This window comes from Streptomyces sp. NBC_00259 (genome assembly GCF_036181745.1).
Taxonomy (GTDB): Bacteria; Actinomycetota; Actinomycetes; order Streptomycetales; family Streptomycetaceae; genus Streptomyces; species Streptomyces pratisoli.
Map to the genome: position 1 here is coordinate 4,416,587 of NZ_CP108080.1, position 13,725 is coordinate 4,430,311.

General features: G+C 71.2%; 14 protein-coding genes. 12 read left to right on the forward strand and 2 right to left on the reverse strand.

Going from position 1 to position 13,725, the window contains the following annotated elements; all coding sequences use genetic code 11:
* Positions 1–34: 34 nt before the first annotated feature.
* On the forward strand, positions 35–268 hold the full coding sequence (locus tag OG766_RS20010) for a hypothetical protein (protein WP_266381183.1): 234 nt from the start codon (positions 35–37) through the stop codon (positions 266–268).
* Positions 269–302: 34 nt separating this feature from the next.
* Here OG766_RS20010 and OG766_RS20015 read toward each other — a convergent pair whose 3' ends face one another.
* Positions 303–1,634: a threonine aldolase family protein gene (locus OG766_RS20015; protein WP_328725907.1), complete on the reverse strand. Its 1,332-nt coding sequence runs from the start codon at positions 1,632–1,634 to the stop codon at positions 303–305.
* A 123-nt stretch (positions 1,635–1,757) separates the two neighbouring features.
* Between OG766_RS20015 and OG766_RS20020 the strand changes: the two genes are divergently transcribed.
* From OG766_RS20020 to OG766_RS20065, 10 genes are all read left to right on the forward strand, one after another.
* Positions 1,758–2,768, forward strand: a complete 1,011-nt coding sequence (locus OG766_RS20020) for a Rossmann-like and DUF2520 domain-containing protein (RefSeq protein WP_328725908.1) — start codon at positions 1,758–1,760, stop codon at positions 2,766–2,768.
* Positions 2,765–3,760: a pantoate--beta-alanine ligase gene (panC, locus tag OG766_RS20025; protein ID WP_266381191.1), complete on the forward strand. Its 996-nt coding sequence runs from the start codon at positions 2,765–2,767 to the stop codon at positions 3,758–3,760. The genes OG766_RS20020 and panC overlap by 4 nt, the downstream gene beginning before the upstream one ends.
* An 11-nt stretch (positions 3,761–3,771) precedes the next feature.
* Entirely contained in the window at positions 3,772–5,664 is a 1,893-nt protein-coding gene (locus tag OG766_RS20030; RefSeq protein WP_328727507.1) for an L-aspartate oxidase, read from the forward strand.
* Positions 5,661–6,683 (forward strand): carboxylating nicotinate-nucleotide diphosphorylase, encoded by a 1,023-nt coding sequence (nadC, locus tag OG766_RS20035; RefSeq protein WP_328725909.1) that lies wholly within the window; start codon positions 5,661–5,663, stop codon positions 6,681–6,683. The genes OG766_RS20030 and nadC overlap by 4 nt, the downstream gene beginning before the upstream one ends.
* A 4-nt stretch (positions 6,684–6,687) precedes the next feature.
* Complete coding sequence (locus tag OG766_RS20040; RefSeq protein WP_266381195.1) at positions 6,688–7,485, forward strand: type III pantothenate kinase; 798 nt, start codon at positions 6,688–6,690, stop codon at positions 7,483–7,485.
* A 124-nt stretch (positions 7,486–7,609) separates the two neighbouring features.
* Positions 7,610–8,245 (forward strand): hypothetical protein, encoded by a 636-nt coding sequence (locus OG766_RS20045; RefSeq protein WP_328727508.1) that lies wholly within the window; start codon positions 7,610–7,612, stop codon positions 8,243–8,245.
* A 14-nt stretch (positions 8,246–8,259) separates the two neighbouring features.
* Positions 8,260–8,448 carry a hypothetical protein gene (locus OG766_RS20050; protein WP_328725910.1) on the forward strand — a complete coding sequence of 63 codons (189 nt, stop codon included), beginning with the start codon at positions 8,260–8,262 and terminating at the stop codon, positions 8,446–8,448.
* A 118-nt stretch (positions 8,449–8,566) separates the two neighbouring features.
* Positions 8,567–9,058, forward strand: coding sequence for a BlaI/MecI/CopY family transcriptional regulator (locus OG766_RS20055; protein WP_266381201.1), 492 nt, complete (start codon positions 8,567–8,569; stop codon positions 9,056–9,058).
* Positions 9,059–9,067: 9 nt separating this feature from the next.
* Positions 9,068–9,607: an amino-acid N-acetyltransferase gene (locus tag OG766_RS20060; protein ID WP_266381203.1), complete on the forward strand. Its 540-nt coding sequence runs from the start codon at positions 9,068–9,070 to the stop codon at positions 9,605–9,607.
* A 171-nt stretch (positions 9,608–9,778) separates the two neighbouring features.
* A complete protein-coding gene (locus OG766_RS20065; RefSeq protein ID WP_266381205.1) occupies positions 9,779–10,117 on the forward strand; it encodes a histone-like nucleoid-structuring protein Lsr2 in 339 nt (112 codons plus the stop codon).
* Here the strand turns inward: OG766_RS20065 and OG766_RS20070 are convergent.
* A complete protein-coding gene (locus OG766_RS20070; RefSeq protein ID WP_266381207.1) occupies positions 10,096–10,695 on the reverse strand; it encodes an SCO3374 family protein in 600 nt (199 codons plus the stop codon). The genes OG766_RS20065 and OG766_RS20070 overlap by 22 nt on opposite strands.
* Positions 10,696–11,125: 430 nt before the next feature.
* On the opposite strand from OG766_RS20070, the gene OG766_RS20075 reads away from it, so the two are divergent.
* Entirely contained in the window at positions 11,126–13,654 is a 2,529-nt protein-coding gene (locus tag OG766_RS20075; protein WP_266381209.1) for an ATP-dependent Clp protease ATP-binding subunit, read from the forward strand.
* Positions 13,655–13,725: the final 71 nt, after the last annotated feature.

The window sequence follows — 13,725 nt, forward strand, 5'->3', positions numbered from 1 at the left end:
GCCGCGGAGCGCGGGGCGGCGCAGGCTGAATCGCATGGACGCCATCCAGCAGCACATGCTCGACACCTACCGCGCCGCCCGGCACGGCGAGGCCCCGCCGCCCCTTCCGGGCCGGTACGACGTGGCCGTGGTGCGGTCCCTGCGCGACCACCACCGCTTCACCAGGGTGCTGGCGGGCCGCCCCGTGCACCCCGTCCGTTCCGGCCTCCGTACGACGGTCTCCCGTGTGCTCCACCGCGAGGGACGCGAGGGACCCCACCGCGGGTAACGGCCGCGGCGTGCGCCCTCCGGCGCGGGGGCCGCTATCCCGCCCGTACCCGGGACAGGAACTCGGCCAGTGCCGTCCGGACGTCCTCGGCCGTCCAGGACATGCCCGCCGAGGACACCGTCACCTCCGTCACACAGACACCCGGAGGGCCTTCCGGGCCCGCCGGGAACCAGCGGCGGAAGAGGGTGACACCCGTTTCCTCCGCCTGCCGCAGCGCCGCCTCGTTCAGCACATCGGCCTCGTAGGGCAGCCACACCTGGAACTGGTGCGTGTGCGGCGGCTCGGGGTGCACCCGGAACCACGGCACACCGGGATGGTCCGCCAGTCCGGCCGACAGCGCCGCCGCCACCGTCTTCGCGTGGGCCACGTAGGACGGAAGCCTCGGCAGCTCCCGCTCCAGCCCGAGCAGCGCCGACAGCGCCGCCGGGTACTGCTGGAAGAGCAGTCCGCCGTACCGGTGCCGCCAGGCCCGCGCCTCCGCCACGAGCGACTCGGGACCGGCCAGCACCGCACCGGACAGTCCCCCCAGGGACTTGTAGAACGACACGTACACGCTGTCCGCGAGCCCCGCGATCTCGTCCAGCTCCCGCCCGAAGTGGGGGGCGCACTCCCAAAGTCGTGCACCGTCGACATGCACGACCGCATCCATTTCCCGCGCCGCCTCCACCACCTCCACCAGCTCGTCCCACTCCGGCAGCACGAAGCCCGCGTCACGCAGCGGCAGCTCCAGCATCAGCGTGCCGAACGGCTCGTCGAGCCCTCGCACCTCCTCCGCCGTCGGCAGCCGCCGCTCCCGGGTCGGATGGACCGTACGCAACCCGCTCACCGCGCCGAGCGCGCCGCGTTCGTGCACCTCGGGGTGGGCGAGCGGATGCAGCGCGACCGTGCGGTTGCCCGTGCGACCGGCCCAGCAGCGCAGCGCCACCTGCTGGGCCATCGTCCCCGTCGGGAAGAACGCGGCGGCCGGGAAGCCGAGCAGCGCGGCCACCCGTCCCTCCAGCTCGGCGACGACCCCGTCCCCGTAGATGTCCACGGGCTCGTCCAGGTCATGGACCTCGCCCGCGGCTGCCGCCAGCTCGGCCAGCTGCTCACCGAGCCGGCCGTCGGCCGAGCCGCGCGACAGCACCCGCTCGGAGGCACGCCAGGCGGCGAGCCTGCGCCGCCGCTCCTCCTGCTCGCTCTTCTCCGTGGCGTCCGCCCTGCCCGTGGTCTCCGACTTCCCCGTGGCGTCCTCCCTGCCCGTGGTCTCCGCCTTCCTCGCCGCGTCCTTCGTGGTGCCCGTCCCGTCCGTCCCCTTCCTGGCGTCGGCCCGCGCCACGGCGCCCGTGCTCCGCACGTTCTCCCCGTACTCCGCGTTCTCCGTCATCCTGCGATCATCGCCCACGTCCGGCGCAGGCGTGCCGTTGTCCACAGGGCCGCCCGACCCGGATCCGATACCGCCTCCACAGCCTGTGGACAAGCGGAAGCCCCGCCGAAACGCTGGCGTAGCATGGCGAAGAATCGTCCGGTACCCCCTGCGGACTGGAACGGAAGGCCGCGAGTGAACGCACCACCACCGTCAGCAACTCCACCGGCACAGGAGCCGGCCGAGCCCAAGGACCGGCCGGCCCGCCTCACCGTGGGCGTCGTCGGAGCGGGCCGCGTCGGCCCCGCCCTCGCCGCGTCCCTGCAGCTCGCCGGCCACCGCCCGGTCGCGGTCTCCGGGGTGTCCGACGCCTCCCGCCGCCGTGCCGCCACGCTGCTGCCCGACGTGCCGGTGGTCCCTCCGGCCGAGGTGCTCGCCCGCGCCGAGCTGGTGCTGCTCACCGTGCCCGACGACGCCCTGCCCGGACTCGTCGAGGGCCTCGCGGAGACGGGCGCCGTCCGCCCGGGACAGCTGCTGGTGCACACCTCCGGGCGGTACGGCACGGGGGTCCTCGACCCCGCCCGCCGCGCGGGCGCGCTGCCGCTCGCCCTGCACCCCGCCATGACCTTCACCGGCACCTCCGTCGACGTCCAGCGGCTGGCCGGCTGCTCGTTCGGCGTCACCGCCCCCGAGGAGCTGCGGCTCGCCGCCGAGGCCCTGGTCATCGAGATGGGCGGCGAGCCCGAGTGGATCGAGGAAGAGGCCCGACCGCTGTACCACGCGGCCCTCGCCCTCGGCGCGAACCACCTGGTCACGCTCGTCGCCCAGTCCATGGAGCTGCTGCGCTCGGCCGGGGTCGGTGCACCCGACCGGATGCTGGGCCCGCTGCTCGGCGCCGCGCTCGACAACGCCCTGCGCTCGGGCGACGCCGCGCTCACGGGCCCGGTCGCCCGCGGGGACGCCGGCACCGTCGCCGCCCATGTGTCGGTGCTCCGCGAGCACGCGCCGGCCACGGTCGCCGGCTACCTGGCCATGGCGCGTACGACGGCGGACCGCGCCCTCGCGCACGGTCTGCTCAAGCCGGAGCTCGCCGAGGACCTGCTGGTGGTCCTCGCGGACGGTTCGTCCGCCGCGGACGGAGAGAGCAGCCGATGACCGCCCCGCTGCGTACGGCCGCCGAGCTGCACGCCCTCGCCCCGGCGACCGCACGCCGCGCCGTCGTGATGACCATGGGCGCCCTTCACGAGGGCCACGCCACGCTGATCCGCACGGCCCGCACACTGGTCGGCCCCGAGGGCCAGGTCGTCGTCACGGTCTTCGTCAACCCCCTGCAGTTCGGCGCGGGTGAGGATCTCGACCGGTACCCGCGCACCCTCGAAGCGGACCTGAAGACCGCGGTGGGAGCGGGCGCGGACGCCGTGTTCGCCCCGCCCGTGGAGGAGGTGTACCCGGGCGGTGAGCCCCAGGTGCGCGTCTCCGCGGGCCCCATGGGCGAGCTCCTCGAAGGAGCCTCCCGCCCCGGCCACTTCGACGGGATGCTCACGGTCGTCGCCAAGCTGCTCCATCTGACGCGTCCTGATGTGGCGCTGTTCGGGCAGAAGGACGCCCAGCAGCTCGCCCTGATCCGCCGCATGACCCGCGACCTGAACTTCCCGGTGGAGATCGTCGGCGTACCGACCGTTCGGGAGCCGGACGGCCTCGCGCTCTCCAGCCGCAACCGTTATCTGTCCACCGAGGAGCGGCACACCGCCCTCGTGCTCTCCCGGGCCCTCTTCGCCGCCCGGGACCGGCTCGCCGCCCAGCAGGCACTGCGAGCCCGGGCCGAGTCGGCGCCCGCGCCCACCGCACGGGCCGCCGCGCTCTCCGCGCTCGGCGAGGCCCGCGCGGCCGCCGACGCGCACGCGGTCGCGGCCGCCCAGCCCGGCGGGTGCGCCGACGCCGTACGAGCCGCGGCCCGGGCCGTCCTCGAAGACGCGGCGAAGACGACGCCGCCTCTCGTCCTGGACTATCTGGCGCTGGTCGACCCGGCCGACTTCACCGAGGTCCCCGACGCGCACACCGGCGAGGCGATCATGGCCCTCGCCGGGCGGGTCGGGGCGACGCGGCTGATCGACAACATCCATCTGACCTTCGGAGCCGCCTCGTGACGAGCACCGGCATGACCAGCACCGGCAGCCCCGGCACCGTCATACGGCTGAACGCCCCCGCGCCCGGCTGGTCCATCGAGGCCGACGTCGTCGTGGTCGGCTCCGGCGTCGCCGGCCTGACGACGGCCCTGCGGTGCACGGCCGAGGGTCTGCGTACGGTCGTGGTCACCAAGGCACTCCTGGACGACGGTTCCACCCGCTGGGCGCAGGGTGGCATCGCCGCGGCGCTCGGCGAGGGCGACACCGCCGAGCAGCATCTGGACGACACCCTGGTCGCGGGCGCCGGGCTGTGCGACGAGGAGGCCGTACGCACCCTCGTCACCGAAGGGCCCGACGCGGTACGGCGGCTGATCGCGACGGGCGCCCGCTTCGATCTGACCGCCGAGGGAGGCATCGCGCTCACCCGCGAGGGCGGCCACCACCGGCGCCGCATCGCCCACGCGGGCGGCGACGCGACGGGTGCGGAGATCTCCAGGGCGCTGGTCACGGCGATACGCGACGGGGCCGTCCGCGTCATCGAGCACGCGCTGGTGCTGGACCTTCTGACGGACGCGGAAGGCCGTACGGCAGGTATCACCCTGCACGTCATGGGCGAGGGCCAGCACGACGGCGTGGGCGCGGTGCACGCGCCCGCTGTGGTCCTGGCGACCGGCGGCATGGGCCAGGTCTTCTCCGCCACCACCAACCCGCCGGTGTCCACCGGGGACGGGGTGGCGCTCGCCCTGCGCGCCGGCGCGGAGGTCAGCGACCTCGAGTTCGTCCAGTTCCACCCGACCGTCCTGTACCTGGGCCCGGAGTCCGAGGGCCAGCAGCCGCTCGTCTCCGAGGCGGTACGGGGCGAGGGCGCCCACCTCGTCGACGCGTCCGGCAACCGTTTCATGCTGGGCCGGCACGAGCTGGCCGAGCTCGCTCCCCGCGACATCGTGGCGAAGGGCATCATGCGCCGCATGCAGGAGCAGGGCGCGGACCACATGTTCCTGGACGCCCGCCACTTCGGCGCGGAGATGTGGGAGACCCGCTTCCCCACGATCCTCGTGGCCTGCCGTTCCCACGGCATCGACCCGGTCACCGAGCCCGTCCCGGTCGCCCCGGCGGCCCACTACGCCTCCGGCGGCGTGCGCACCGACCTCCACGGCCGCACGACCGTCCCCGGCCTCTACGCCTGCGGCGAGGTCGCCTGCACAGGTGTCCACGGCGCCAACCGCCTGGCCTCCAACTCCCTCCTGGAGGGCCTGGTCTTCGCGGAGCGCATCGCGACGGCGATCGCGACGCGGGAGCCCGGTGCACCGGCCCCCGACGGCGGGACCTCCGGCCCGGCCACGGACGCGGCGCAGCCCGAAGGGGCCCCACAGGCCGCTGCCGGATGGCTGGACGGGCCCACGGCCGACGCCGAGCCGGCCGGTGCGCCGCAGGCCGCCGCCGAGTCCCTGCGTACGGTCTGCCCGGACGGCGGGACCGTCGGGGCAGGGGGCCTCGTACCGCTGCTCATGCCCGAGGCGCGGCACGAGATCCAGCGGATCATGACGCGCGGCGCGGGTGTGCTCCGTTCCGCCGCGAGCCTGGACGAGGCGGCGGACGCGCTGGAGGCGCTGCACCTGTCGGCGCTGCACGACGCCGAGGAGTTCGACAAGGCCGCAGAGCCCGGCGTCGAGTCCTGGGAGGCGGCCAATCTGCTGCTCGTCTCGCGGGTCCTGGTCGCCGCCGCCCGTGAGCGCGCGGAGACCCGCGGCTGCCACTGGCGCGAGGACCACCCCGGGCGGGACGACGCGCAGTGGCGCCGTCATATCGTCGTGCGGCTCACCCCCGACCGCCGTCTCGTCGTACGCCGCACCGCCACCGAAGCACTTCCGCCCGTAACCCCGATCCCCACCAGCCCCACCGCCGACAGGGAGCCGCAACCGTGAGTACGCCCGAAGAACGTCCGGAGCCCGTTGAGGTCCCGCTGATCCAGATCGGCGCCCCCGCCGGCGAGGCGGGCTGCGGCGACGACTGCGGCTGCGCCGACGAGGTGTACGAGTGCGGTCTCGACCCCGCCCTCGCCGAACTCCTCGCCGAGGCCGGTCTCGACCCCGTCCAGGTCGAGGACATCGCGCACCTCGCGATCGAGGAGGACCTGGACGGCGGCGTCGACATCACGACCGTCGCCACCGTCCCCGAGGACGCGGTGGCGACCGGCGACTTCACCGCCCGCGAGGACGGCGTCGTCGCGGGCCTGCGGGTCGCCGAGGCGGTCCTCTCGATCGTCTGCACCGACGCTTTCGAGGTCGAGCGCCATGTCGAGGACGGCGACCGCGTCGAGGCGGGCCAGAAGCTCCTCTCCGTGACCGCCCGCACCCGTGACCTGCTCACCGGCGAGCGCAGCGCCCTGAACCTCCTGTGCCGCCTCTCCGGCATCGCCACCGCCACCCGCGCCTGGGCCGACGTCCTCGAAGGCACCAACGCGCGCGTGCGCGACACCCGCAAGACGACGCCGGGCCTGCGCGCCCTGGAGAAGTACGCCGTGCGCTGCGGCGGCGGCGTCAACCACCGCATGTCGCTGTCCGACGCGGCGCTCGTCAAGGACAACCACGTCGTCGCCGCCGGCGGTGTCGCCCAGGCCTTCAAGGCCGTCCGGGAGACGCTCGCCGAGCTGGGCACCCCGGACCTCCCCGTCGAGGTCGAGGTCGACACCCTCCACCAGGTCCGCGAGGTCCTGGACGCCGGAGCGGACCTGATCCTGCTCGACAACTTCACCCCGGTGGAGACCGAGGAGGCCGTCGCCCTGGTCAGGAACCGCGCGGTCCTGGAGTCCTCCGGCCGCCTCTCCCTGGCCAACGCCCGGGCGTACGCCGAGACGGGCGTCGACTACCTCGCGGTCGGGGCCCTCACCCACTCCTCCGCGATCCTCGACATCGGTCTCGACCTGCGAGAGGCCGGGGTCTGAACCGATGCTGCTCACCATCGACGTCGGCAACACCCACACCGTCCTCGGCCTCTTCGACGGCGAGGACATCGTGGAGCACTGGCGCGTCTCCACCGATCCGCGCCGCACCGCCGACGAGCTGGCGGTGCTCCTCAACGGGCTGATGGGCATGCACCCGCTGCTCGGTGAGGAACTCGGCGACGGCATCGAGGGCATCGCGATCTGCGCCACCGTCCCGTCGGTGCTGCACGAACTGCGTGAGGTGACCCGCCGCTACTACGGCGACGTCCCCGCCGTCCTCGTCGAGCCCGGCGTCAAGACCGGTGTGCCGGTTCTGACGGACAACCCCAAGGAGGTCGGCGCCGACCGCATCATCAACGCGGTCGCCGCCGTCGAGCTGTACGGCGGCCCGGCGATCGTCGTCGACTTCGGCACGGCGACGACCTTCGACGCGATCAGTGCCCGCGGCGAGTACGCGGGCGGGGTCATCGCTCCCGGCATCGAGATCTCGGTCGACGCCCTCGGCGTGCGGGGTGCCCAGCTCCGCAAGATCGAGCTGGCCCGCCCGCGCAGCGTCATCGGCAAGAACACGGTGGAGGCCATGCAGGCGGGCATCGTGTACGGCTTCGCGGGCCAGGTGGACGGTGTCGTCGAGCGCATGAAGCGGGAACTCGCCGAGGACCCGGACGAGGTGACCGTGATCGCGACGGGTGGCCTGGCACCGGTGGTGCTCGCCGAGTCGTCCGTGATCGACGAGCACGAGCCCTGGCTGACGCTGATCGGCCTGCGCCTCGTGTACGAGCGGAACGTCTCGCGTATGTGAACCCGCGCCGGCACCCTCGGCCGTCCGGTGCCGGCGCCGCGCCACGAGTCAGACGTTAAACAAATTTTGTCCGATTAGCGCGTATCGTCGGCCCATGCCCACGCCATACGGATCCCGCGGCGGCATGGCGTTCAGCGCGGACGAACTGCGTGTGCTCCGCCGCGCCCTCGCCATCGCCCTCCACCCCGACCAGTTCCGCCCCACCGACACGGCCGACGGCCCGGGCGGGAACACCGCCCAGGAGTGCCTGCGGCTCGCCCAGTCCGTGGACGAGGCCGTCCGTGAGGCGGGCCGGCTGCGTACGTTCCTCCTCGCCGACCTGGCCAGGTACCGCGACGCCCTTCCCGGCTCGGAGGGGGGCTATCTGGAGCTCCTCCAGGACGCCCTCGCCGCCGGGTACGAGCCGGCCCCCGAGGATCTCGCCGCCCTGCGCTCACTGCGCCGGACGCCCCTGACGGCCGCGCTGCTGGAGCGCTGCCAGGATCTCGCCGAGGAGTCGGTACGCGCCCGCCTCGCCGGCCGCACGGCCGACCGGGCAGCCGACCGGGCGCCGGTCGCGGCCCCGCCCCGCATCCGTCTGCTCGCCCTGCCGGGCGGCCGTGCCGCCGCCACCGGGGACAAGCCGGAGCCCCGCCCGGCGGACCCCAAACCCTCGCCCAGGCCCGCTCCGCGGCCGGACCGCCCCATCCCCACGCCCGGCGAGGTCTTCCCGCCGCGCCGCCGACCCGTCCCCCCGCCGGAGAAGCGGGCTGCCGGATAGCTACTCTGGAGGGCATGGACTACGTATCCGCGCTCCTGCCCCCCATCGTGATGGCCGGGTTCTTCATCGCTCTCGTCGTGACGATCGTGAAGAGCCAGGGCGGCCCGAACAAGGCCAAGGAGGACGCCGCGGTGGACGCGGCGATGGCACGCGCGGAAGCCGCTCGTCAGTCCGCCCCGGCCGAGCGCCCGAAAGAGGCCTGACCCCCGGTCCGACCCCGCTGCTTCCAGGACGTACGGCTCAACAAGGCCGTACGTCCTTTTTCGTACCCGAACTACGTCAATAGCCAGTCATTCCGACATCTCAGACTATGGTGGCGATGTGCCCCGCCAATTGGGAGAGCTCGAAGACTCCGTCATGACGCGCATCTGGCAATGGAACCGCCCGGTGACGGTGCGCGAAGTGCTGGAAGATCTCCAGCAGGAACGGTCCATCGCCTACACAACCGTCATGACGGTAATGGACAATCTCCATCAGAAGGGCTGGGTGCGCAGGGAAGTCGAAGGTCGTGCCTATCGATATACCGCGGTGTCCACCCGGGCCGCCTACTCGGCCGCACTGATGAACGAAGCGTGGTCCCAGAGCGACAACCCCGCCTCGGCCCTTGTCGCCTTCTTCGGCATGATGTCCTCGGACCAGCGCCAGGCACTCCGGGACGCGATCCGCGTCGTTCAGCGTGACCCCGAGGAAGACGCTCCCGAAGTGGCCCGTGAAGCTTCCCCGCAAGGGCTGCCGGAGGGTTCTCCCGAACAGGGGACCGAGGACGGCGAGGACGCCGAGGGCGCCGACGGCGCGGACGGAGCGGGGCGATAGCGTCCGGTCATGTCGTCAGCGCATCCCCTTCCCAATGTCGCAGCAAATGCCGTCACCGTCCGGCGGGCCAGGACCAGCGATGTGCCGGCCGTCCGCCGTCTCGTGGATCCGTACGTGGGCGAAGGCATCCTGCTCGACAAAGCGACGGTCACGCTTTACGAGGACATCCAGGAGTTCTGGGTCGCGGAACGCGAGACGGACGACCGAGTGGTCGGCTGCGGTGCGCTCCACGTGATGTGGGAAGATCTCGCGGAAGTCCGCACTCTCGCGGTGGATCCGCAGTTCAGGGGCTCCGGTGTGGGCCATCACCTGCTGGACAAGCTGTTGCACACGGCCCGCTGGCTGGGTGTGCGCCGAGTATTCTGCCTGACCTTCGAAGTGGACTTCTTCACGAAGCACGGGTTCGTGGAGATCGGCGAGACTCCGGTCGAGGGAGATGTCTACAGCGAGCTGCTGCGTTCCTATGACGAGGGTGTCGCCGAGTTCCTCGGTCTCGAACGAGTGAAGCCGAACACCTTGGGTAACAGCCGGATGCTTCTGCACCTGTGATCCCGCATCGACGGGAAGAGGGGCGGAACGGAACGCAGGACTGAACCCCTATGTCCGAATCGCGTACGTTTCCCGCGTTCCCGGGGTTCTGAACCTCTGCCAGGGGTTTGTGTTTTCCAGAGAAAAGCGGTTTCCTTTCCGCGTACTGCATTTTCGATGAAAGGAAATCCGGTGGCACAGAAGGTTCAGGTCCTTCTTGTCGATGACCTCGACGGCGGCGAGGCGGACGAGACCGTGACGTTCGCTCTGGACGGCAAGACCTACGAGATCGACCTCACCACCGCCAATGCGGACAAGCTCCGTGGCCTGCTCGATCCGTACACCAAGGGCGGCCGGCGTACCGGCGGCCGTGCGGCGACCGGCCGTGGAAAGGGCCGTGCCGCCGCCGCGACCGGCAACAAGGACACGGCGGAGATCCGCAAGTGGGCCAAGGAGAACGGCTACAGCGTCAACGACCGCGGCCGCGTTCCCGCCGAGATCCGCGAGGCCTACGAGAAGGCCAACGGCTGAGCATGCGCATGCGGCCCTGCCGCATTCGTACGCACCAACCGGGCCCGGTGGCAGGCATTCGCCGCCGCGTCCACGAGCCGTACGAGGTCGGGGGTGCCCCCACCGCCCCCGGGCCCGGCCCTTCGCCCGAGAGCGGCGAACGCCGGAAGTGACGGTTCCACCTCGTGCCCCGGCTCCGGGGGCCGCAGCCAGACGGCGGCCCCCTGTGGCGGTGCCGACGGGGCGGCACGCACGTGCGGCACCGGCGCGGGAATGGACCCGCCCGGGCCGAGGGCGGTCAGGTCGAGCGCGATCCCGCCCCACTCCAGCCAGCCGAGCAGCCCCGGCAGCTCCTCGGCGCTGCCCGCGGCCACCAGAAATCGCATCCTGCTCCCCGCGAGAGCGACGGGACCGGTGCGTCCGCACCGCCTGAGCAGCGCGAATCCGGCGTCGGCCGGCAGCTCCAGCACGTCGAAGCGCAGCCCGGTCAGAAGCTGTACCGGTGGCCCTTCGGCCGTTGCCCAGCCAAGCTCGTACTCATACCACCGTGTGCTGCTGTCATCGAGCGGCGCGCGCGGTACCGGGAGAGTGAACGCCATGCCCTGGGAACTACCGGGACGGCCCGATAGTTACGGAATGTCGGGAGGTGGTCGCTCAGAGTGCTCGAAAGGAGGTGGTGGGGGCGTGTTCGGGGGCGCAAGGATGTTCGCCCGTAGCTGAGGGAACCGGTGCGCGCGGCATGGAGTGTCCGTGCATACGGGTAAGACATCCCTAGTGGGGACGGACGACACGCAGGGTTTAGCAGTCTCACGTTCGCCATCGGCGTACAGATGGCACGGGTAACTGCTTGGCCTGCGGGAACATCGTCTCGCACCATCGGGTTGGAGCATTTGTCGGCGTTCGGGGCAGGAGGCCATCGACGGGTGTCGGCAGTTGGAATGAGCGGTCCCCGCTCGCGGGACTAAGCTGCGGAAGGACAGGGAGGGGATCGACCCCTAACTGACTGACCGCTCTGAGGAGCGATTAACGATGTTCGAGAGGTTCACCGACCGCGCGCGGCGGGTTGTCGTCCTGGCTCAGGAAGAAGCCCGGATGCTCAACCACAACTACATCGGCACCGAGCACATCCTCCTGGGCCTGATCCACGAGGGTGAGGGTGTCGCCGCTAAGGCCCTGGAGAGCCTCGGGATTTCGCTCGAGGCGGTCCGCCAGCAGGTGGAGGAGATCATCGGTCAGGGCCAGCAGGCCCCGTCCGGGCACATTCCCTTCACGCCCCGTGCCAAGAAGGTACTGGAGCTGTCGCTCCGTGAGGCTCTTCAGCTGGGCCACAACTACATCGGCACCGAGCACATCCTGCTCGGCCTGATCCGCGAGGGCGAGGGCGTCGCCGCCCAGGTCCTCGTGAAGCTGGGCGCCGATCTCAACCGGGTGCGGCAGCAGGTCATCCAGCTGCTCTCCGGTTACCAGGGCAAGGAAGCCGCCACGGCAGGCGGCCCGGCCGAGGGCACGCCCTCGACCTCACTCGTCCTCGACCAGTTCGGCCGGAATCTCACCCAGGCCGCTCGTGAGTCCAAGCTCGACCCGGTCATCGGGCGCGAGAAGGAGATCGAGCGGGTCATGCAGGTGCTGTCCCGCCGGACCAAGAACAACCCGGTGCTCATCGGCGAGCCCGGCGTCGGCAAGACGGCGGTCGTCGAGGGCCTGGCGCAGGCCATCGTCAAGGGCGAGGTGCCCGAGACCCTCAAGGACAAGCACCTCTACACCCTGGACCTGGGCGCGCTGGTCGCCGGCTCCCGCTACCGCGGTGACTTCGAGGAGCGCCTGAAGAAGGTCCTCAAGGAGATCCGCACCCGCGGCGACATCATCCTGTTCATCGACGAGCTCCACACCCTGGTGGGTGCGGGCGCCGCCGAGGGCGCGATCGACGCCGCCTCGATCCTCAAGCCGATGCTGGCGCGAGGCGAGCTGCAGACCATCGGTGCGACGACGCTCGACGAGTACCGCAAGCACCTGGAGAAGGACGCGGCCCTGGAGCGCCGCTTCCAGCCCATCCAGGTCGCCGAGCCGTCCCTGCCGCACACCATCGAGATCCTCAAGGGCCTGCGCGACCGTTACGAGGCGCATCACCGCGTCTCCATCACGGACGAGGCGCTGGTCCAGGCCGCGACCCTGGCCGACCGGTACATCTCGGACCGCTTCCTGCCGGACAAGGCGATCGACCTGATCGACGAGGCCGGCTCCCGGATGCGCATCCGCCGGATGACCGCTCCGCCGGACCTCCGCGAGTTCGACGAGAAGATCGCCGGTGTCCGCCGGGACAAGGAGTCCGCGATCGACTCCCAGGACTTCGAGAAGGCGGCGTCTCTCCGCGACAAGGAGAAGCAGCTGCTGGCGGCGAAGGCCAAGCGGGAGAAGGAGTGGAAGGCCGGCGACATGGACGTCGTCGCCGAGGTCGACGGCGAGCTGATCGCCGAGGTCCTCGCCACGGCCACCGGCATCCCGGTCTTCAAGCTGACGGAGGAGGAGTCCTCCCGTCTGCTCCGCATGGAGGACGAGCTCCACAAGCGCGTCATCGGCCAGAAGGACGCCATCAAGGCGCTGTCCCAGGCGATCCGGCGTACCCGCGCCGGTCTGAAGGACCCGAAGCGCCCCGGTGGTTCGTTCATCTTCGCCGGCCCGTCCGGTGTCGGTAAGACCGAGCTCTCCAAGACGCTCGCCGAATTCCTCTTCGGCGACGAGGACGCGCTGATCTCCCTCGACATGTCGGAGTTCAGCGAGAAGCACACGGTTTCCCGCCTCTTCGGTTCCCCGCCCGGATACGTGGGCTACGAAGAGGGCGGCCAGCTCACCGAGAAGGTGCGCCGGAAGCCGTTCTCCGTCGTCCTCTTCGACGAGGTCGAGAAGGCCCACCCCGATATCTTCAATTCCCTTCTCCAGATCCTGGAGGACGGTCGACTGACCGACTCCCAGGGCCGGGTCGTGGACTTCAAGAACACGGTCATCATCATGACGACCAACCTCGGGACCCGGGACATCTCCAAGGGCTTCAACCTGGGCTTCGCCGCCCAGGGCGACACGAAGAGCACCTACGACCGGATGAAGGCGAAGGTCAACGAAGAGCTGAAGCAGCACTTCCGGCCGGAGTTCCTGAACCGCGTGGACGACACGGTCGTCTTCCACCAGCTGTCCGAGGAAGACATCATCCAGATCGTCGACCTGATGATCGCCAAGGTGGACGAGCGCCTGAAGGACCGGGACATGGGCATCGAGCTCAGCCAGGAGGCGAAGCTCCTGCTGGCGAAGAAGGGCTACGACCCCGTCCTGGGTGCCCGTCCGCTGCGCCGGACGATCCAGCGTGAGATCGAGGACCTGCTTTCCGAGAAGATCCTCTTCGGCGAGCTGCGTCCGGGTCACATCGTGGTCGTCGACACCGAGGGCGAGGGTGAGGAGAAGAAGTTCACCTTCCGCGGTGAGGAGAAGTCGGCTCTGCCGGACGTCCCGCCGATCGAGTCGGCGGCGGGTGGCGGCGCCGGGCCGAACCTGTCGAAGGACGCGTAAGCGTTCCGAGCGCGAACAAGGGGCTGCCCCCGGACCTCAAGGGTCCGGGGGCAGCCCCTTCTCCGTGTCCT

Bases quoted from the DNA above. Each gene is read 5' to 3' on its own strand.
- OG766_RS20015 (WP_328725907.1), bottom strand. From the start codon at position 1,634: ATGACGGAGAACGCGGAGTACGGGGAGAACGTGCGGAGCACGGGCGCC.
- OG766_RS20020 (WP_328725908.1), top strand. From the start codon at position 1,758: ATGGCGAAGAATCGTCCGGTACCCCCTGCGGACTGGAACGGAAGGCCG.
- OG766_RS20050 (WP_328725910.1), top strand. From the start codon at position 8,260: ATGGACTACGTATCCGCGCTCCTGCCCCCCATCGTGATGGCCGGGTTC.
- OG766_RS20075 (WP_266381209.1), top strand. From the start codon at position 11,126: ATGTTCGAGAGGTTCACCGACCGCGCGCGGCGGGTTGTCGTCCTGGCT.
- OG766_RS20010 (WP_266381183.1), top strand. From the start codon at position 35: ATGGACGCCATCCAGCAGCACATGCTCGACACCTACCGCGCCGCCCGG.
- OG766_RS20045 (WP_328727508.1), top strand. From the start codon at position 7,610: ATGGCGTTCAGCGCGGACGAACTGCGTGTGCTCCGCCGCGCCCTCGCC.
- OG766_RS20060 (WP_266381203.1), top strand. From the start codon at position 9,068: ATGTCGTCAGCGCATCCCCTTCCCAATGTCGCAGCAAATGCCGTCACC.
- OG766_RS20070 (WP_266381207.1), bottom strand. From the start codon at position 10,695: ATGGCGTTCACTCTCCCGGTACCGCGCGCGCCGCTCGATGACAGCAGC.
- OG766_RS20040 (WP_266381195.1), top strand. From the start codon at position 6,688: ATGCTGCTCACCATCGACGTCGGCAACACCCACACCGTCCTCGGCCTC.
- panC (WP_266381191.1), top strand. From the start codon at position 2,765: ATGACCGCCCCGCTGCGTACGGCCGCCGAGCTGCACGCCCTCGCCCCG.
- OG766_RS20030 (WP_328727507.1), top strand. From the start codon at position 3,772: ATGACCAGCACCGGCAGCCCCGGCACCGTCATACGGCTGAACGCCCCC.